1 protein-coding gene is annotated in these 22,580 nt (G+C 71.8%); it reads left to right on the top strand.

The features are described from left to right. Positions 1-92 precede the first annotated feature (92 nt). Positions 93-22,580 (top strand): type I polyketide synthase, encoded by a 22,488-nt coding sequence (locus ACWY4P_RS02110; RefSeq protein ID WP_456208359.1) that lies wholly within the window; start codon positions 93-95, stop codon positions 22,578-22,580.

The following is a 22,580-nucleotide window of genomic DNA, read 5'->3' as shown; positions in this document are numbered from 1 at the left end:
GATTGGTTCGACGGCGCGCACGGGGAACCGCGCACGCGACGCTGCGCCCGTGAGCGCTGTCCACAGATCCATGCGAACTACGGAGTTGATTCATGGCTACGCCCAGCGACAAGGTCGTCGAAGCGCTCCGAGCCTCCATGAAGGAGACCGAGCGGCTGCGTCGGCAGAACCAGACTCTCGTTGCCGCGGCAACGGAGCCGATCGCGATCGTGGCGATGAGCTGCCGGTTCCCGGGCGGGGTGCGTTCGCCGGAGGAGCTGTGGGAACTGGTCGCCGACGGCCGCGACGCGATCTCCGGGTTTCCCGCCGACCGTGGCTGGGACCTGGACGCGCTGGACGCGGGTGACGGCCGTCCGGGCGCCAGCGCCACCCGGGAGGGCGGATTCCTCGACGGTGTCGCCGACTTCGACCCCGGCTTCTTCGGGATCTCGCCGCGCGAGGCGCTGTCCATGGACCCGCAGCAGCGGCTGCTGCTGGAGACCTCCTGGGAGGCGGTGGAGCGGGCCGGGATCGACCCGATCCGGCTGAAGGGCTCCCGCACCGGGGTCTTCGTGGGTATGAGCGGCCAGGACTACTCGTATCTGACCGTGAACTCCCTGGCCGACCTGGAAGGCAACGTCGGCACCGGCATGGGCGCCGGCGCCGCCTCCGGACGCCTCTCCTACACGCTGGGCCTCGAAGGACCCGCCGTCACGGTGGACACCGCCTGCTCCTCTTCGCTGGTGGCCCTGCACTTCGCCACCCAGGCGCTGCGCACGGGAGAGTGTTCGCTGGCGCTGGTCGGCGGTGTGACGGTGATGTCGACACCGGGAGCCTTCATCGAGTTCAGCCGCCAGGGTGGGCTGGCCCCGGACGGCCGGTGCAAGGCGTTCGCCGAGTCGGCGGACGGCACCGGGTGGGCCGAGGGCGTCGGTGTCCTGGTGGTGGAGCGGCTGACGGACGCACGCCGCAACGGACATCGGGTGCTCGCCCTGGTACGGGGCTCGGCGATCAACCAGGACGGAGCGTCCAACGGCTTCACCGCGCCGAACGGGCCGTCACAGCAGCGGGTGATCCGTCAGGCGCTGGCGAACGCCGGGCTGTCCGCCGCTGATGTGGACGCGGTGGAGGCGCACGGCACGGGCACGAGGCTGGGCGATCCCATCGAGGCGCAGGCGCTGCTGGCCACCTACGGCCAGGAGCGCGAACAACCGCTGTGGCTGGGGTCGGTGAAGTCGAACATCGGGCACACGCAGGCGGCGGCGGGTGTGGCCGGTGTGATCAAGATGGTCATGGCGATGCGGCACGGGGTGCTCCCGGGCACCTTGCATGTGGAGGCCCCCTCTTCGCATGTGGACTGGTCGGCGGGCGCGGTCGAGTTGCTGACCGAGGCGGTGGCATGGCCGGACGGCGAGCGCCCGCGCCGCGCCGGGATCTCCTCGTTCGGCGTCAGCGGCACCAACGCGCACACCATCCTGGAGCAGGCCCCACCGGCCGAGCCCGAACCCGAGTCCACCCCCGCGGGGCTCCCTGCCGGGCGCCCCGCCGTGGTGCCGTGGGTGCTTTCCGGCAGAACCGAATCCGCGCTGCGCGCCCAGGCGGCCCGGCTCGTGTCCTTCTTCGACAGCGCGCCGCGGACGGACGGGCTGGACGTGGCACTGTCGCTGGCGACCACCCGGTCCGGCTTCGAGCACCGGTTGGCGGTACTGGCACAGGACCCGGCGGGCCTCCGCGCCTCGCTGAGCTCCTGGCTCTCCGGGCAGGCCACGGTGGGTGCGCTCCAGGGGGTGGCCCGGCCGGACGGCGGACTCGGGGTGCTGTTCTCCGGGCAGGGCGCCCAACGGCCAGGCATGGGACGGCAGTTGTACGGACGCTACCCGGCGTTCGCCGAGGCGTTCGACGCGGTGTGCGAGCACCTGGACCAGCGGTTGGAACGCCCCCTGCGGGAGGTGGTGTTCGCCGAGCCCGGGTCGCCGGAGGCGGTGCTGCTGGACGAGACGGGGTGGACGCAGCCCGCGTTGTTCGCCATCGAGGTGGCGTTGTTCCGGCTGGTCGAGTCGTGGGGTGTCCGGCCGGACTGTCTGGCCGGGCATTCGATCGGGGAGATCGCGGCGGCCCATGTGGCGGGCGTGTTCTCGCTGCCGGACGCGTGTGCCCTGGTGGCGGCGCGGGCCCGGCTGATGCGGGAGTTGCCGTCCGGCGGGGCGATGGTGTCCCTCCAGGCCGCCGAGGACGAGGTCGTCCCGTATCTGGGCGAGCGGGTGGGAATCGCCGCGCTCAACGGACCGCGCTCGGTGGTGATCGCCGGGGATGAGACCGCGGTGCTGGAGATCGTGGCCCGGTTCGAGGAGCAGGGCCGCAAGACCCGCCGCCTGCGGGTGTCGCACGCGTTCCATTCGCCGTTGATGGACCCGATGCTGGCCGAGTTCGGCGAGGTCGCGCGTGGGATCTCGTACGAGGCGCCACAGATCCCGTTCGTATCGAACGTGACCGGCGAGTTGGCCACGGCCGAGCTGGTGTGTTCCCCCGCGTACTGGGTGCGGCACGTCCGGGAGCCGGTGCGGTTCGCCGACGCGGTGACGGTGATGAGCGCGGCCGGTGCGCTCGCCTTCCTCGAGGTCGGCCCCGACGGCGTGCTGTCCGCCATGGCCCAGGAGACACTGGGGGGCCGGCCCGCCGCCCCGGTCCTCGTCCCCGCGCTCCGCAAGGACCGGACCGACGAGGAGGCGCTGACCGAGGCGGTGGCCCGGCTGCACATCGCCGGGGCTCGCCTGGACTGGACGGCGTTCTTCGCCGGGGCCGGGGCGCTGCGCGTGGATCTGCCGACCTACGCGTTTCAGCACGAGCGGTATTGGCCCGAGGCCGCCGCGGCCGCACCGGGTGGTGCGGCGGATCCGGTGGACGCGGAGTTCTGGGCCGCGGTGGAGCGGGAGGATCTCGGCGCGTTGGCAGCCGGCCTGGAGGTCGACGGCGCGGCGCTGGAATCCCTGGTACCGGCGTTGTCGTCGTGGCGGCGACAGCGGCGGGAGCGGTCGGTCGTGGACGGGTGGCGACACCGCGTCACCTGGAAGCCACTGACCGGTGTGCCCGAGGGCGTGGTGTCGGGCACCTGGCTGGCCGTGGTGCCGGAGGGGCTGGCGGAGGACCCGTGGGTGTGCTCGGTGGCCGCCGTGCTGGGTGCCCGGGCGGTGCGGCTGGAGGCCGGTGACACGGACCGTACGGCCCTGTCCGAGCGGTTGCGCGAGGTCGTGGCGGACGTGGGGCCGCCCACCGGAGTGGTGTCGCTGCTGGCGCTGCTGGAGTCGGCGTCGGCGGAGCGTCCGGCCGTGCCCGCGGGAGTCGCGGCGACGACGTCGCTGTTGCAGGCGCTGGGCGACGCGGGTGTTGACGCGCCGGTGTGGGCGGTCACCCGGGGCGCGGTGTCGGTGGGGCGTTCGGAGCGGGTGGCGAGCGCGGTACAGGCCGCGGTGTGGGGCCTTGGGCGCGTCGCGGCGCTGGAGTATCCACAGCGCTGGGGCGGCCTGGTCGATCTGCCGGAGGCCATGGACGGACGGGTGGCATCGCGGTTCGCGGCGGTGCTGGCCGGGTTCGAGGGTGAGGATCAGGTCGCGGTCCGCAGGTCCGGAGTGTTCGGCCGCCGACTGGTCGCGGCGCCGGCCGGGACCTCGGCGGGAGCCTGGGAGCCATCGGGCACGGTGCTGGTGACCGGTGGTACGGGGATATTGGGCGGCCATGTCGCCCGCTGGCTGGCGTGCAATGGCGCCGAACACCTGGTGCTGGCCAGCCGGAGCGGAGAAAAGGCCCCGGGCGCCGACGAGTTGCGGTCCGAGCTGGTGGCCTTGGGCGCGCGGGTCTCGGTGGTGGCGTGCGATGTCGCCGATCGGGACGAGGTGGCGGCCGTGCTGGCCGCTGTTCCCGATGACTGCCCGCTGACAGGTGTGGTGCATGCGGCGGGTGTGCTGGACGACGGGGTGTTGGAAGGGCTGTCGCCGGAGCGGTTCGAGGCGGTGTTCCGGTCCAAGGTGCAGTCCGCCCTTGTGCTGGACGAGCTGACCCGGGACCTGGATCTCGCGGTGTTCGCCCTGTTCTCGTCGGCGGCGGGCGCGCTGGGCAACCCGGGGCAGGGGAACTACGCCGCCGCGAACGCGGCACTGGACGCGCTGGCGGAGCGGCGCCGCGCTGAGGGCCTCCCCGCCACCTCCGTGGCCTGGGGCGCCTGGGCCGGTGGCGGCATGGCCGGCGACGGCCGTGGCGATGCCCTTTCGCGGCGTACCGGCACCTCGGCCCTGGAACCCGAATTGGCGATCTCCGCGTTGAGCCGGGCTGTCGTCGGGCATGACGCGGTGGTCGTCATCGCCGACATCCAGCGGCCTGAGTTTCTGCGTGTGTTCGCCGGCGTACGTCCCAGCCCGGTCCTGTCCGACCTGCCCGGCTATCGCGAGCTGGTCGAGGCGGGAACCGTCGGCAGCCGGGAGAGTGCACCGGCCGCGTCCGCCCTCCTGGAGCGGCTGTCCGGTCTGGCCGCGGCGGATCGCTCCGCGGCCGTACTGGACCTGGTCCGTGGCGAGGTCGCCGCGGTGCTGAGGTACTCCGGCGTGGCGGCGATCGAGCCGGACCGGGCGTTCAAGGATCTGGGCTTCGACTCGCTGACCGCGATCGAGCTGCGCAATCGGCTCGCCACCGTGACCGGGCTGAGCCTGCCCGCCACGTTGGTGTTCGACCACCCCAGCCCCACCGTCCTCGCGGACTTCCTGGTGGCCGAGGTGACGGGGAACCGCGAGGACACCCTCGGCCCGGCGGTTGTCGCGGCCGACGTCGCCGACGACCCGGTCGTGATCGTCGGGATGAGCTGCCGCTTTCCCGGCGATGTGCGATCCCCCGAGGATCTGTGGCGACTGGTCGACGCGGGACAGGACGCGATCTCCGACTTCCCGACCGATCGTGGCTGGGACCTCGACGGACTCTCCGGCGGGGGTTCCGGGAGCAGCGACACCGGCAAGGGAGGCTTCCTCTACGACGCGGCCGGGTTCGACGCGGACTTCTTCGGGATCTCCCCGCGTGAGGCGATGGCGATGGATCCCCAGCAGCGACTGCTGCTGGAGGCCGCGTGGGAGGCGTTCGAGCGCACCGGAATCGACCCGGTATCGCTCCGTGGCAGCCGGGCCGGGGTGTTCGTCGGGACGAACGGCCAGGACTACTCGGACCTGGTCAGGACGGCGAACTCCGACACGTCGGGGCACACCGGTACGGGCATCGCGGCGAGCGTGGCGTCCGGCCGTCTCTCTTACACGCTGGGCCTCGAAGGCCCCGCGATGACGGTCGACACGGCCTGCTCGGCCTCACTGGTGGCGCTGCACCTGGCGGCGCAGGCGCTGCGGGCGGGGGAGTGCTCGCTCGCGTTGGCGGGCGGTGTGACGGTGATGTCCACCCCAGGCGGGTTCGTGGGCTTCAGCGGGCAGAGCGGACTGGCCCCGGATGGCCGCTGCAAGGCGTTCGCGGATGCGGCGGACGGTACGGCGTGGTCCGAGGGTGTGGGGCTGTTGGTGGTGGAGCGGTTGTCGGACGCGCTGCGTCATGGCCATGAGGTGCTGGCGGTGGTGCGCGGTTCGGCGGTGAATCAGGACGGTGCGTCGAATGGGTTGACGGCGCCGAACGGGCCGTCGCAGCAGCGGGTGATCCGCCAGGCGCTGGCGAGTGCTGGTCTTTCCCCGGTGGATGTGGATGCGGTGGAGGCGCACGGTACGGGGACGACGCTGGGTGATCCGATCGAGGCGCAGGCGTTGCTGGCCACGTATGGGCAGGGGCGTGAGCGGCCGCTGTGGCTGGGGTCGGTGAAGTCGAATATCGGGCATACGCAGGCGGCGGCGGGTGTGGCCGGTGTGATCAAGATGGTGATGGCGATGCGGCACGGGATGTTGCCGCGCACGCTGCATGTGGATGAGCCGTCGTCGCATGTGGACTGGTCGGCGGGTGCGGTGGAGCTGTTGAGCGAGCCGGCCGAGTGGCGGGAGGCCGGCGGGCCGCGCCGGGCGGGTGTTTCGTCGTTCGGGATCAGCGGTACCAACGCGCACGTCATTCTTGAGCAGGGTCCGGCGCCTGTGGTGCCCGAGGCGGTGCCGGTGGTTGCGGGTCCGGTGCCGTGGCCGGTGTCGGCGAAGAGTGAGGAGGCGCTGGGGGCGCAACTGGACCGGCTGCGGTCATGGGCCGACGAGAACCCCGGCCCGGCGCCGTTGGACGTGGGCTACTCGCTGGCCACGGGCCGGTCGCTGTTCGAGCACCGCGCCGTGCTGCTGGCGGACGTCGGCCATGACGACGGCCCGGCGGAGATCGCTCGTGGCGGGGCGAGGAGCGGCGTCAGGCTCGGAGTGCTGTTCTCCGGCCAGGGCAGCCAACGGGCCGGAATGGGCCGGGAGTTGTACGGGCGGTTCCCGGTGTTCGCCGAAGCCCTCGACGTGGTGTGTGCGCATCTGGACCGGGAGCTGGACCGCCCGTTGCGGGAGGTGCTCTTCGCCGAGCCCGGTTCGGCCGACGCGGCGCTGCTGGACGAGACGGGATGGACGCAGCCCGCGCTGTTCGCGGTCGAGGTGGCGCTGTTCCGGCTGCTGCGGTCGTGGGGAATCACCCCGGACTATCTGGCCGGGCATTCGATCGGCGAGATCGCGGCCGCTCATGTGGCGGGTGTGTTCTCGCTGGAGGACGCCTGCACGCTGGTGGCCGCCCGGGCCCGGCTGATGCAGGAGCTGCCGTCGGGCGGGGCGATGATCTCCGTGCGGGCCACCGAGGACGAGGTGGTCCCGTACCTGGACGCGCGCGTGTCGATCGCCGCGCTCAACGGACCGCGCTCGGTGGTGATCGCCGGTGCCGAGTCGCCGGTGCTGGAGATCGCGGCCCGCCTCGAGGCCGAGGGCCGCAAGACCAAACGGCTGGCCGTCAGCCACGCCTTCCACTCCCCTTTGACGGACCCGATGCTGGCGGACTTCCGGCAGGTCGTGGCACGTCTGTCACCTCAGAAGCCGACCATCCCCGTCGTGTCCAATCTGACCGGCGGCCTCGCCACGGCGGAGGAGCTGCTCTCGCCGGAGTACTGGGTGCGGCACGTACGCGAGCCGGTGCGGTTCGCCGACGGCGTGCGAACGCTGGCCGAAGAAGGTGTTTCCGCCCTGGTCGAGCTGGGCCCGGACAGCGTGCTGTCGGCGATGGCCCAGGAGTCGGTGCCCGACGACGCCGTGGTGGTCCCGGCGCTGCGCAAGGGCCGGGACGAGCAGTCCGCCGTGGTGGCGGCGGTGGCCCGGCTGCATGTGACGGGCGTCAGCGTGGACTGGCCCGCGTTCTTCGCCGGAACCGGCGCGCGCCGGGCCGACCTGCCCACGTACGCCTTCCAGCACGAGCGGTTCTGGCCGTCCCCTTCGGTGAACGCGGCCGACCTGACCGGTGCGGGACTGGAGCCGACCGAGCACCCGCTGCTGGGCGCGGCCATGACAGTGGTGGCCTCCGAGGAGCTGGTGCTGACCGGCACGCTGTCCCTGGCCACCCACCCCTGGCTGGCCGACTACACGGTGGGCGGGCAGGTGTCCTTCCCCGGCACCGGCTTCCTGGAACTGGTGATCCGCGCCGCGGACCAGGCCGGGTGCGATCGGGTCGAGGACCTGACAGTGAGCACCCCCCTGGTGCTGCCCGAGCGGGGCGCGGTGCGGGTGCAGCTCTGGGTGGGCAGCCGGGACGACCTCGGACACCGGGAACTGCGGTTCCACTCGCGTCCCGCCGACGGACCCGGGCAGGAGTGGACCCTGCACGCCGCGGGGGTCCTCACGGAGGCCGGCCGCGCTGCCGTCGAGGACTTCGACACGACGGCATGGCCGCCGCACGGGGCGACTGAGGTGGACCTGGATGGCCTGTACGAGCGCCACGAACAGGCCGGGCCGGCTCACGGACCGGTCTTCCGCGGACTGCGGGCGGTCTGGACACGCGACGCGGAGGTCTTCGCCGAAGTCGCCCTGCCCGAGGACGTACGGGACGCGGAAACCTTCGGTGTGCACCCGGCGCTGCTCGACGCGGCACTGCACGCGGCCGGGTTCACCGACGCCGCCGACGACGAACGGGGTCTGCTGCCGTTCGCCTGGAGCGGGGTGTCGCTGCACGCCTCGGGAGCGTCGACGCTGCGGGTCAGGCTGACCAGGAGCGGCCCGGACGCCGTCGCGCTGACAGCCGTCGATGTGCGGGGCGCACCGGTGATCTCGGTGGGCTCGTTGGCGCTGCGGCCGGCGTCGACGCGGACGGTCGCGACGACGGGCCGCGACGAGCTGAACTCGCTGTTCCGGGTCGAGTGGGTGCCCCAGCCGCTGGACGGCGTGGCCGGGGCCGCCGAGTGGGCGGTGCTCGGGACGGACGAGTGGGGTCTGGCCGCGGTGCTGGAGTCCGCGGGTGCCATCCGGGGCACCGCGCCGGTACCGGCGTTGGCCGACCTCGCCGGGCCCAAAGGCGCCGCGGTGCCGCAGGTCGTGGCCGCCCCGCTCATGGGCGGCCCCGCTCGTGGTCCTGAGTCGGTGCGCGAACTGACACACCACGCGCTGGAGCTGTTGCGGGACTGGCTGGCCGCGGAGCGGTTCGCGAGGTCGCGCCTGGTATTCGTCACCCGAGGAGCGGTGGCCGACGCGGACCAGGACATCACCGACCTGGCGGCCGCGGCGGTGTGGGGCCTCGTACGGTCCGCCCAGTCGGAGCACCCCGGCCGGTTCCTGCTGGTGGACCTGGACGACTCGCCGGAGTCCGTGGCCGTGCTGCCCGGACTCCCCGGACTGCTCGACGCCGGGGAGCCGCAGGCAGTCGTCCGCGCGGGAGAGGTACGGGTCGCGCGCCTGTCGCAGCTGGCCTCGTCCGACGGCCTGGCGCCGCCGACCGGTGCGCCGTGGCGGCTGGACACCGGCGCGAAGGGCGGCCTGGACGGGCTGACGCTCGCCGCGTGCCCGGAGACGCTCGAACCACTGACGGGCCGCGAGGTGCGGGTGGCGATACGCGCCGCCGGGGTGAACTTCCGCGATGTCCTGGGCGCGCTCGGCAGGTACCCCGGGGAAGCCGGGCCGCTCGGCTCCGAGGCCGCCGGCGTGGTCGAGGCGACCGGCCCCGAGGTGACCGGGCTCCGGCCGGGAGACCCGGTGATGGGCCTGCTCTCCGGCGGATTCGGCCCCGTGGGGGTGACGGACGAACGGCTCCTCACCCGTGTACCCGACGACTGGACGTGGGAGACCGCCGCCTCGGTGCCGCTGGTGTTCCTGACCGCGTACCACGCCCTGGTGGACCTGGCCGGTCTGCGGGCCGGGGAGAAGGTGCTGATTCACGCGGGTGCGGGCGGCGTCGGCATGGCGGCGATCCAACTGGCCCGCCACCTGGGCGCGGACGTGTTCGCCACCGCGAGCGAGAGCAAGTGGGACACCCTGCGATCGCTGGGCGTCGCGGAGGATCACATCGCCTCCTCGCGCACCACGGAGTTCGAGCCGAGGTTCGCCGATGCCACGGACGGTGGCGGGGTCGACGTCGTGCTCAACGCCCTGTCGGGGGAGTTCGTCGACGCCTCGCTGCGCCTGCTGGCGCCGGGCGGCCGGTTCCTGGAGCTGGACAAGCTGAACAAGGCAGGCAACCGCGGCCTACAGGCGCTGCCGGAGGTGCACTACCAGCCGTTCGACCTGGGGCTGGTGGACCACGAGCACATCCAGCGGATGCTCGTCGAGTTGGTGCGGCTGTTCGACGACGGATCTCTGCGGCCGCTTCCGGTGCGTACCTGGGACATGCGCCGGGCCCGCGAGGCGTTCCGGTACCTGAGCCAGGCCCGGCACATCGGCAAAGTCGTCCTGACCACGCCCCGCCACTGGGACTCCGAGGGCACCGTACTGATCACCGGGGGCACCGGTGGGCTCGGCGCCGAGCTGGCCCGGCATCTGGTCACCCGGCGCGGCGCCCGGCACCTGCTGCTGGCCGGCAGGCGCGGCCTCGCCGCGCCCGGCGCCGTGGAGCTGCGGGACGAGCTGATCGCATACGGCGCTGCGGTCACCGTGGCCGCCTGTGACCTCTCCGAACGAGCCGCCACGGCCGAACTGCTGGCCGCCGTCCCGGCCGGACACCCGCTCACCGCGGTGGTACACACCGCGGGCGTCCTGGACGACGGAGTCGTCGGATCGCTGACCCCGGAACGACTGGACGCGGTGCTGCGACCGAAGGTCGACGCCGCATGGCATCTGCACGAACTCACGCGTGACCTCGACTTGGCCGCATTCGTCTGCTACTCCTCGGTGTCCGGTGTGATGGGCACCGCGGGCCAGGCCAACTACGCGGCGGGCAACGTCTTCCTGGACGCCCTGGCCCAGCACCGGCGTGCCCACGGCCGCCCCGCGATCTCCCTCGCCTGGGGCGCCTGGGAGCAGGGCACGGGCATGACCAGCGCCCTGGGCGACGAGGAGATGCGCCGGATCAGCGACGCGGGCATGCCACCGCTGTCGGTCGAGCGCGGACTCGCGTTGTTCGACGCCGCCACCGCCTGTGACGAGGCACTGGTCCTGCCGCTCGGGATCGGAAACGGCGCGTTGCGGCTGCCCGGCGGTGTACCCGCCATCCTGCGCGGACTCGTTCGGCCCGGTCGTCGTAAGGCCGCGGGCGGTGTCGCGGAGATGTCCCGGGCGGGCCTCACCGAGCGGCTGGCCGGGCTGCCGGAGGACGAGCGGTCGCGGTTCCTGGTCGACCTGGTGCGCACGGAGGTCGCCCAGGTGCTGCGGTACTCCCGGAAGGTGGCCATCGGCGCCGACCGGGCGTTCAAGGATCTGGGCTTCGACTCGTTGACCGCTATCGAGCTGCGCAATCAGCTCGCCGCGACGACCGGGCTGAGCCTGCCGTCCACGCTGGTGTTCGACCACCCGACGCCTGCGGCGCTGGCACAGCTCCTGCTGACCGAGCTCATGGGCACGCGGACCGAGACCGCTCTCCCCGCGTTGCCGGCCGCCCCACTCCTGGACGACCCGATCGTCATCGTCGGGATGAGCTGCCGGTTCCCCGGCGGTGTGCGGTCTCCTGAGCAGCTGTGGGACCTGGTTGCCGACGGCCGTGACGCGATCTCCGCGTTCCCCACCGACCGCGGCTGGGACCTCGGCCTGCTCCCCGACGACGCCGACGATCCCGACGGGCAGGGTGGCGGGGCCATCCGCGAGGGCGGGTTTCTCTACGACGCGGCGGAGTTCGACGCGGGCTTCTTCGGGATCTCGCCGCGTGAGGCGCTGGCGATGGATCCGCAGCAGCGGCTGTTGCTGGAGGCCGCGTGGGAGGCGTTCGAGCGCACCGGGATCGACCCCGCGTCGCTCCGGGGAAGCCGGACCGGCGTGTTCGTCGGGACGAACGGCCAGGACTACTCGACGCTGGTCATGAACGCCGGGGAGGAGTTGGCCGGGCACGCCGGCACCGGGCTCGCCGCGAGCGTGGCGTCCGGACGTCTGTCGTACACGCTGGCCCTGGAAGGTCCGGCGATGACGGTGGACACCGCGTGTTCCTCAGCGCTGGTGGCGTTGCACCTGGCGGCCCAGGCGCTGCGGTCCGGGGAGTGCTCGCTGGCCTTGGCAGGCGGTGTGACGGTGATGTCCACCTCAGTGGGATTCGCCGGGTTCAGCCGCCAGGGCGGGCTGGCGCCGGACGGCCGGTGCAAGGCGTTTGCCGACGCGGCGGACGGTACGGGCTGGTCCGAGGGTGTCGGCATGCTCGTGGTGGAGCGGCTGTCGGACGCCCAGCGCAACGGCCACGAGGTGCTGGCGGTGGTGCGGGGCTCGGCGATCAACCAGGATGGCGCGTCCAATGGACTCACGGCGCCGAATGGTCCGTCGCAGCAGCGGGTGATCCGTCAGGCGCTGGCGAGCGCGGGTCTGTCCACGGCGGATGTGGACGCGGTGGAGGCGCACGGCACGGGGACCCGGCTCGGTGATCCGATCGAGGCGCAGGCGCTGCTGGCCACGTACGGCCAGGAGCGCGAACAGCCGCTGTGGCTGGGGTCGGTGAAGTCGAATATCGGGCATACGCAGGCGGCGGCCGGTGTGGCCGGTGTGATCAAGATGGTCATGGCGATGCGGCACGGTGTGCTGCCGTCGACGCTGCATGTGGATGCGCCGTCGTCCCATGTTGACTGGTCCGCCGGCGCGGTTGAGTTGCTGGGCGAGCCCGTCGAGTGGCCGGAGGCCGGTCGGCCGCGTCGCGCGGGTGTCTCGTCGTTCGGGATCAGTGGCACCAACGCCCACGTCATCCTTGAGCAAGGCCCGGCACCCGCGGCGCCCGAGGCCTCTGCCGCCGCTCCGGGCCTGGTGCCGTGGCTGGTGTCGGGCAAGAGCAAGCCCGCATTGCGAGCCCAGACCGACCAGCTCATGTCGTTCGTGGACGCGAATCCTGGTCTGGCGCCGGTGCGGGTGGGCTTCTCGCTGGCGACGGGCCGGTCGGTGTTCGAGCACCGTGCGGTGCTGCTGGCCGACGCGGAAGGCGTGGCGGCGGTTGCCGAGGGCACTGCCCACCCCGAGCCCACGGTGGCGTTCCTGTTCTCGGGACAGGGCAGTCAGCGGCTGGGGATGGGGCGGGAGCTGTACGGGCGGTTCCCGGTGTTCGCCGACGCGCTGGACGGGGTGTGCGCGCATCTGGACGCGCACATGGACCGGCCGCTGCGCGATGTGTTGTTCGCGGAGACGGGCTCGGCCGACGCCGAGTTGCTGGACCGGACGGTGTTCACACAGCCCGCGTTGTTCGCGGTCGAGGTGGCGTTGTTCCGGCTGGTGGAGTCGTGGGGGATCATCCCGGACTATCTGGCGGGTCATTCGATCGGTGAGATCGCGGCGGCGCATGTGGCGGGGGTGTTCTCGCTGGCGGACGCGTGTGCGCTGGTGGCGGCGCGGGCGCGGTTGATGCAGGGGTTGCCGTCGGGTGGGGCGATGGTGTCGCTTCAGGCCACCGAGGACGAGGTCATTCCCTATCTGAACGGCCGGGTGTCGATCGCCGCGGTCAATGGACCGCGCTCGGTGGTGATCGCCGGTGACGAGACGGCGGTGTCGGAGGTTGCGGTCCGGTTCGAGGGGGAGGGGCGCAGGACCAGGCGGCTGCGGGTGTCGCACGCGTTTCATTCGCCGTTGATGGATCCGATGCTGCATGGCTTCCGGCGGGTGGTGGAGGGGTTGTCCATCGAGGCTCCCCGAACCCCGCTGGTGTCGAATGTGACGGGTGAGGTGGCGTCGGCGGAGTTGGTGTGTTCGCCGGAGTACTGGGTGCGTCATGTGCGGGAGGCGGTGCGGTTCGCCGACGGGGTGGCCGCCCTGAGTGCGGCCGGGGTGACCGCGTTCCTGGAGGTCGGCCCCGACGGGGTGCTCTCCGCCATGGCCCAGGACAGCCTGCCCGAGCCGTCCGCAGACACCGTCGTGACCGCGGCCCTGCGCAAGGACCAGGAAGAGGAGAGGGCGCTGCTCACCGCGCTGGCCCGACTGCATGTCACCGGTGTGCGGGTCGATTGGCAGGCGCTGTTCGCCGGAACGGGCGCGCGACGGGTGGAACTGCCCACCTACGCCTTCCAGCGTCGGCGCTACTGGCCGGCGACATCGCTCCGTACGGGAGACGCCTCGGGGCTGGGACTGGTTTCCGCGCTCCATCCCCTGCTGGGTGCGGCGGTGGAGCTGGCCGATTCCGGCGGCATGCTGTTCACCGGCCGACTGTCGGTGGCCACCCACCCGTGGCTGGCTGATCACGCCGCCGGCGGTGTGGTGATCTTCCCCGGCACCGGTTTCCTGGAGCTGGCGATCCGCGCCGGCGACCAGGTCGGCTGCGGTTCGGTGGAGGAACTCACCCTTGCGACGCCATTGGTGGTGCCCGAGCGGGATGCGGTGGCGGTGCAGTTGTGGGTGGGCGTGCCGGACGACTCAGGACGCCGCGGTCTACAGGTGTACTCCCGTCCGGCTGATGTCGCGGAGGGGCCTTGGGTACGGCATGCCACGGGCGTGCTCGCGGCCGGGGAGGGCGGGGCGGAATCCGATGGCACGGTGTGGCCGCCAGAGGGTGCGACCGAGGTCGAGCTGGAGGGGTTCTACGAGCGGTTCGCGGAGGGCGGGTTCGCTTACGGGCCGGCGTTCCAGGGTCTGCGGGCGGTGTGGCGGCGCGGTGACGAGGTCTTCGCCGAGGTCGCGCTGGACGAGCAGGTCAGCGATGCCGAGTCGTTCGGCGTGCATCCCGCGCTGCTGGACGCCGCGCTGCACGCGGCGTTGTTCGTGGACCTGGACGAGAGCGTGGCCGGCCGGTTGCCGTTCTCCTGGAGCGGGGTCTCCCTGCACGCCGGTGGCGCGTCGACGCTGCGGGTACGGCTGACCAAGGCCGGTGCGGAATCGGTGTCGCTGATGGCGCTCGACACGGCCGGGGACCCGGTAGTGTCGGTCGATTCGCTCGTCCTGCGGCCGGTGTCCACTGAACACATGGCCGCCGCTTCCGTGCGCCGGCACGAGTCGCTGTTCCAGCTGGAATGGACTCCCTTGCCCACGGCCGGGCCCGCCTCCGGTACCGAGGGCATGCGGTGGGCCGTACTCGGAGCGGACGAGTTCGCGCTGGCAGCGGCACTGACGACACCTCAAACCCCGGTCACGACACACCGGGACGAAGGGTTCCTGGGCGAGGAGTTGAACGACGACGCCTCCGCACCGGCCGCCGTGGTGGTCCCGATCCGCGGAGGTGCCCACGGCGGCGAAGGGGACACGGACACGGTGGCCGACACGGCGCGAGCACTCACCGCCAAGGCGCTGCGGCTGGTCCAGGACTGGTCGGCCGACGACCGGTCGGCCCGGTCCCGCCTGGTGTTCGTGACCAGGGGTGCGGTCGCGGCGGAGGACGGGGACACCGTCCTGGACCTGGCTGCCGCCGCGGTGTGGGGTCTGGTGCGGTCGGCGCAGGTGGAGAACCCTGACCAGTTCGTGCTGATCGACCTCGACGAGAAGGAGAACGCCGCCGCGGCGATCCCCGCCGTGCTCGCTTCGGGAGAGCCGCAGGCCGTCATCCGTGACGGGGCCGTCCGGGTCGGACGGCTGGGCCGCCCGGTCACCGGGGTGCCCGAGCCGCGACAGTGGGATGCTGCCGGCACGGTCCTGATCACTGGTGGTACGGGCGGTCTGGGCCGCCTGTTCGCACGGCACCTGGTGGCCGAGCACGGTGTGCGGAATGTGCTGCTGGCCAGCAGGCGCGGTGGCGAGAGCGACGGAGTCGTCGAGATGGTCGCCGAGCTGACCGCCCACGGTGCCGAGGTCAGGGTCGTTGCCTGCGACGTCGCGGACCGGGCCGCCGTGTCGGGATTGCTCGCGGGGATCCCCGAGGAGCATCCGCTGACCGCGGTCATCCACACCGCGGGTGTCCTGGACGACGGCGTGATCGGTTCGCTGACACCGGACCGGCTGGACACCGTCTTCCGACCCAAGGTGGACGCGGCGTGGCAGCTGCACGATCTCACCCGGGACATGAATCTCACGGCGTTCGTGGTGTTCTCGTCGGTCACGGGCATCGTCGGGGGCGCCGGACAGGCCAACTACGCCGCGGCGAACAGCTTCCTGGACGGCCTCGCGCAATACCGACGAGCGCACGGTCTCGCGGCGACGTCCTTGGCGTGGGGCCCATGGGAACAGAGCGTGGGAATGACGGGCGAGCTGGGCGAAGCGGACGTCAAACGGATGGCCCGTGGCGGGATGTCGCCGCTGCACGTCGAGCAGGGCCTGGCGCTGTTCGACACCGCGTGCACGCTGGGGCATGCGCTGCTGGTGCCCGCCCGAGTCGACGTGGTCGCGCTACGGGCCCGGCGCGAGGTGCCGTGGCTGGTGCGCGCCGGCGCCGATCGGATCCCGCGCCGCCACGCCGCCGGAAGCGACCCGGCCGCGGTGAGCACGCTCACCCAGCGGCTGACGGAGCTGCGCCCGGCGGACAGGGTCCGTGCCGTGGTGGACCTGGTGAGCGCGGAGGTGGCCTCGGTTCTCGGGCACGCGTCGCCGGAAGCGGTGGAAGTCCGGCACGAGTTCCGTGAACTGGGCTTCGACTCGCTGACCGCGGTGGAGCTCCGTAACCAGCTGGCCGACACCACCGGCCTGCGCTTGCCGTCCACCCTCGTGTTCGACTACCCCACACCGATGGCGCTGGCCGAACACTTTGTGGCGGAACTCGTCGGCACCGACAGCGGCCCGCTTCCGCTGGAGCCGCGCCGCACTCCCGTCGACGACGACCCGATCGCGATCGTGTCCATGGCCTGCCGCTACCCCGGTGGCGTGGATTCCCCGGAAAGCCTGTGGCAGCTGGTGCGTGGCGAACGGGACGGTGTCTCCGGATTCCCGACCTCCCGGGGATGGGATCTGGACGCGCTGTACGACCCGGATCGGAATACTCGCGGGAACACGAGCTATGTGCGCGAAGGTGGGTTCCTGCACGACGCGGGCGAGTTCGATGCCCCGTTCTTCGGGATCTCGCCGCGTGAGGCGCTGGCGATGGATCCGCAGCAGCGGCTGCTGCTGGAGACCTCGTGGGAGGCGATCGAGCGGGCCGGGATCGACCCGCTGACGCTGCGCGGCAGCGGGACCGGTGTCTTCGCCGGAGTGATGTACCACGACTACGGCTCCGGCGCGGAGTTCCCGGAGGAAGCGATGAGCTTCGTCGGGACCGGTACGGCGGGCAGCGTGATGTCGGGCCGGGTCGCCTACGCCCTCGGCCTGGAGGGCCCGGCGGTGACGGTCGATACCGCGTGCTCTTCGTCGCTGGTGGCCATGCACTGGGCGGCACAGGCGCTGCGCAGCGGCGAGTGCGCCCTGGCGTTGGCCGGTGGTGTGACGGTCATGGCCACCCCCGGCCCCTTTGTTGACTTCAGTGCGCAGGGGGGCCTGGCGGCCGACGGCCGGTGCAAGTCCTTCTCCGAGAGCGCTGACGGGGTGGGCTGGTCCGAGGGTGTCGGCATGCTGGTGCTGGAGCGGCTGTCGGACGCACAGCGCAACGGCCATGAGGTGCTGGCCGTCATGCGAGGCTCCGCGGTGAACCAGGACGGTGCCTCGAACGGGCTCACGGCACCGAACGGCCCGTCCCAACAGCGAGTGATCAAGCAGGCGCTGGCCGACGCCGGTCTCTCGCCCACGGACATTGATGTCGTCGAAGGGCACGGTACCGGCACCACCCTGGGCGATCCCATCGAAGCCGAAGCGCTGTTGGCGACGTATGGCCGGGATCGGGATGCGGAGCGTCCGTTGTGGCTGGGGTCGGTGAAGTCGAACATCGGTCATACGCAGGCGGCGGCGGGTGTGGCCGGTGTGATCAAGATGGTCATGGCGCTGCGGCACGGCGTGCTGCCTTCGTCCCTGCACGTGGACAAGCCGACCTCGCATGTGGACTGGTCGTCCGGCGCTGTCAGGCTGCTGACCGCACCGGTGGAGTGGCCGGAGGGCAGCCGCCCCAGGCGGGCGGCGGTGTCATCGTTCGGGATCAGCGGCACCAACGCGCACACCATTGTGGAGCAGGCGCCGCCGCCGGCGGCCGGGGCCGAGGACGACACGTCGGATGCGGCGCCCGGCCTGGTGCCGGTGGCGGTGTCGGGCAAGACGCCGGAGGCGCTGCGGGCGCAGGCGGCGCGCGTGCTGTCGCACCTGGAGCGGAATCCGGGGCCGGCCCCGGCCGACCTCGCGATGTCCTTGCTGACCACGCGGTCGGCGTTTGAGCGGCGTGGTGTGGTGCTGTCCGGGGATCGTGGTGATGCCGTGGAGGGATTGCGCGCCCTTGCCGTGGGTGGCACGGCTGCTGGTGTGGTGCAGGGTGTGGCTCGGGAGGACCGGGTGGTGGCGTTCCTGTTCTCGGGGCAGGGCAGTCAGCGGGCGGGGATGGGCCGGGAGTTGTACGGGCGGTTCCCGGTGTTCGCCGAGGCTCTGGATGAGGTGTGTGCGCATCTGGACCGGGAGCTGGACCGGCCGTTGCGGGAGGTGATGTTCGCCGAGCCCGGGTCGGTCGAGGCCGGTTTGCTGGATGAGACGGGGTGGACGCAGCCCGCGTTGTTCGCCCTCGAGGTGGCGCTGTTCCGGCTGGTGGAGTCGTGGGGGATCAACCCGGACCATCTGGCGGGTCATTCGATCGGTGAGATCGCGGCGGCGCATGTGGCGGGGGTGTTCTCGCTGGCGGACGCGTGCACGCTGGTGGCGGCGCGGGCCCGGCTGATGCAGGGGTTGCCGTCAGGTGGGGCGATGGTGTCGCTTCAGGCCACCGAGGACGAGGTCGTTCCCTATCTGAACGGCCGGGTGTCGGTCGCGGCGGTGAACGGGCCACGTTCGGTGGTGGTCGCCGGTGAGGAGGCCGCGGTGCTGGAGGTGGCGGCCAGGTGTGAGGGGCTGGGGCGGAAGACTAGGCGTTTGCGAGTCTCGCATGCGTTTCACTCACTCTTGATGGATGCGATGGTGGCGGAGTTCGGGCGGGTGGCCCGGGGCCTCTCGTATGAGCCCCCGGTGATTCCGTTCGTCTCGAATCTGACGGGTGAATTGGCCGGCCCGGAGCTGGTGTGCTCGGCTGAGTACTGGGTGCGCCATGTTCGGGAGACGGTCCGTTTCGCCGATGGAATGCGGTGGCTGGACGAGCGTGGCGTAACCACGTATCTGGAGCTGGGCCCGGACGGGGTGCTCTCCGCGATGGCTCAGGAGAGCCTGTCCGAGGAGTCGGCTGCCAGTGCTGTTGTCGTCCCGGCTCTGCGTAAGGATCTGGACGAGGAGCGCGCGCTGGTCACGGCGCTGGCCCGGTTGCACTCCCATGGCGTGGATGTCGCGTGGCAGCGGTTCTTCGCCGGGACCGGAGCCCGTCGGGTGGAGCTGCCGACCTACGCCTTCCAGCACGAGCTGTACTGGCCGGCCCCCGCGGCCCCTACCGGGGACGTGACCGCCGCTGGGCTGGGAGCGCCGGAGCATCCACTGCTGGGTGCCGCGGTGGAACTGGCGGACGTCGGCGGTCTGCTGTTCACCGGTCGTCTGTCGCTGCGGTCGCACCCGTGGCTGGCCGATCACGCCATTGGCGGAGCGGTGCTGTTCCCCGGCACGGGCTTCCTGGAGTTGGCGATCCGCGCCGGGGACCAGGTCGGCTGTGACCGCGTCGACGAGCTCACCCTCGCCGCACCGCTGGTGCTGGAAGAGCGAGACGCGGTGGCCATCCAGCTCTGGGTGAGCGAGCCGGACGAGTCCGGCCGCCGCGGCGTGAACCTGTACTCCCGGCCCGCTGACGCCATGGACCAGCCCTGGGTCCGCCACGCCACGGGTGTGCTGGCCGCCGGGCGGGGACCCGCCGTGTCCACCGTGCCGACCTGGCCCCCTACGGAGGCCACCCCGGTCGAACTGGAAGGGTTCTACGAGCGGTTCGCCGAGGGCGGCTTCGGCTACGGCCCGCTGTTCCAGGGGCTGCGAGCCGTCTGGCAGCACGGCGATGAGATCTTCGCCGAGGTGGCGCTGCCGGAGCAGGGGAGTGACGCCGAGTCGTTCGGGATCCATCCCGCGCTGCTGGACGCGGCCCTGCACGCGGTGTCCTTCGTGGACCTCGGAGAGTCGGACCGGGGCCGGCTGCCGTTCTCGTGGAGCGGGGTGTCCCTGCACGCAGGCGGCGCCTCCGTGCTACGGGTACGGATCGCCAAGGCCGGGGCCGAGTCGGTGTCGCTGACGGCGGTCGACATGGCGGGTGCGGTGGTCCTGTCGGCGGAGTCGCTGGCCTTGCGGCCGCTCTCCGATGAGCAGGGGGCCGCCGGAGCACGTCGCGGCGAGCGGGACGCGCTGTTCCGGCTGGAGTGGGTGCCCGACCCGGCCGACCCGGTGGCCGACACCGGGCTGGACATCGTGGAGCTCACCGCCGACGAGGCCTCGGACCTGGCGGCGCTGGCGACAGTGCCGGACGTGGTGACGGTCGCGGCCGGGTCAGCCGGAGCCGACGATGTGGTCCCGTCGGTGCACGAGGAGACCGCGCGGGTACTCGGCCTGATCCAGGGCTGGGCGGCCGACGATCGATTCGCGCACTCCCGTCTGGTGTTCGTCACCCGAGGAGCCATCGCGGTCGACGACAGCACCGCGGTGGCGGATCTGGCCGGAGCGGCGGTGTGGGGCCTGGTGCGCTCGGCGCAGGCCGAGCACCCGGACAGGTTCCTGCTCGTCGACGTGGATGAGCGGGAGACCTCCATGTCCGCCCTGCCCGCGGCCCTCGCCTCGGGTGAGCCGCAGGTCGTGGTGCGTGACGGAGCCGTACTCACCGGCCGACTGGCCCGGGTGTCCACCGGAACGGACCTGGTCCCCCCGACAGGCGTGGCGTGGCGCCTCGACAGCAGGCAGAAGGACAGGCTGGACAACCTCTCGCTGGTGGCGTTCCCGGAAGCCACCGAACCGTTGGGGGCCGATGAGGTCCGGCTCTCCGTGCGGGCGGCGGGAGTGAACTTCCGCGATGTGCTCAACGCGCTGGGCATGTACCCCGGAGATGCCGGATGGATGGGTTGTGAGGCCGCCGGTGTGGTCCTGGAGACCGGCTCCGAGGTCACCGCTCTTCAGGTGGGCGACCGGGTTCTCGGAATGGTGCAGGGCGCGTTCGGCCCGGTCGCCGTCGCCGATCAGCGTGCGCTGGTGAAGGTTCCTGACGCGTGGTCGTTGGAGGATGCCTCGGCGGTGCCTCTGGTGTTCTTGACGGCGTATTACGGTCTGGTGGATCTGGCGGGGTTGTCGGCGGGTGAGTCGGTGTTGGTGCATGCGGGTGCCGGTGGTGTGGGTATGGCGGCGGTTCAGCTGGCGCGGCATCTGGGTGCAGAGGTGTTCGCGACGGCGAGTGAGGGCAAGTGGGACACGTTGCGCTCGCTGGGGATCCCGGACGACCACATCGCCTCTTCCCGTACGACCGATTTCGAGGAGCGGTTCCTCGGGGTGACCGGTGGTCGGGGTGTGGATGTGGTGCTCAACTCGCTCGCGGGGGAGTTCATCGACGCGTCGGTGCGGTTGCTGCGGTCGGGTGGCCGGTTCCTGGAGATGGGCAAGACCGATATCCGCGACGCGGAGACGGTGGACGGTGACTACCGGCCGTTCGATCTGGTGGAGGCCGGTCTCGACCGGACGCAGGGGATGCTGGCGGAGCTGATGGGGCTGTTCGGCGCGGGTGTGCTGCGTCCGTTGCCGGTTACCACGTGGGATGTGCGGCGGGCGCGGGACGCCTTCCGTTACATGAGTCAGGCCAGGCACACGGGCAAGATCGTGCTGACCATGCCGCGTGAGTGGGACCCCGAGGGCACCGTGCTGATCACCGGGGGTACGGGCGGTCTGGGCAGTGAGTTGGCTCGGCATGCGGTGGCTGAGCGTGGTGTGCGGCGTTTGCTGTTGACGAGTCGGCGTGGGCTGGATGCTCCGGGTGCGGTGGAGTTGCAGGCGGAGCTGATCGCGCATGGTGCCGAGGTCATGGTGGCGGCGTGTGATGTGTCGGACCGGGATGCGGTGGCCGGGTTGCTGGCCGGGATTCCGGCGGAGCACCCGTTGACCGCGGTGGTGCATACGGCGGGTGTGCTGGATGACGGCGTGGTGGGGGCGCTGACGCCGGAGCGGCTCGGCACTGTGCTGCGGCCGAAGGTGGACGCCGCGTGGCATCTGCATGAGCTGACCCGCGGCCTGGACCTGGCCGCCTTTGTGGCCTTCTCGTCCGTGGCCGGCTCGATGGGTGCTCCGGGGCAGGCGAACTATGCCGCGGCCAACGCGTTCTTGGACGCGTTGATGGTGCGCCGCCGGGCCGAGGGCGTCGCGGGGCAGTCGCTGGTGTGGGGGCCGTGGGCGCAGGACAGCGGCATGACCCGCGGGCTCACCGAGACCGATATACAGCGGATGAGCGCCGCCGGAATGCCGCCCATCAGCACCGAACAGGGCATGGCCCTGTTCGACGCGGCGACCGCACTGCGTCACCCCGTGGTGGTCACGGCCCAACTCAACCTTGCCGCACTCCGCGCCCAGGGCGCACCGGCCCCGGTGCTCCGCGGCCTGCTGGGCGCCGGGCCCCGCCCGGTGGCGCAGTCCACCGTGGTGGAGACGTCAGAGTCACTGCGGGACCGGCTGCTGAACCTGCGGGCCGAGGAGCGCGACGAGCACATGGTCCGGCTGGTGCAGGAGCAGTCGGCCATGGTCCTGGGGTATGCGTCGCCCGAAAAGATCGACCCGGCGCATCGGTTCAGTGATCTGGGATTCGACTCGCTGACCGCGGTCGAGCTGCGCAATCGGCTGAGCTCCTTCACCGGGCTGCGCTTGCTGTCCACCCTCGTCTTCGACTACCCGACACCGACGGTGCTGGGCGGATATCTGGTGAACGAACTCGTTCCCGCGGACGCCCCCGATCCGACGCCGTCCTTGATGGCGGATCTCGACCGGCTGGACGCCGCGCTGGATGGCTGCTCCGACGAGATCACCCGGACCGGTGTCGCCATCCGGCTCCGGCAGCTGCTCACGAAGGTGACCCAGACCGAGGCGGAGAGCGACGGTCCCGGCGCCACCGACCGGCTCGAATCGGCCAGCGCCGACGAGATTCTCGACTTCATCGACAACGAACTGGGCCGAATGAACGACCGGTGA

Source organism: Streptomyces sp. LZ34 (assembly GCF_053890475.1).
The sequence above is the reverse complement of the archived record's forward strand: the minus strand, read 5'-3'. Positions and strand labels throughout refer to the sequence as shown.

Coding starts and splice junctions, on each gene's coding strand:
- ACWY4P_RS02110 (WP_456208359.1), top strand. CDS start 93: ATGGCTACGCCCAGCGACAAGGTCGTCGAAGCGCTCCGAGCCTCCATG.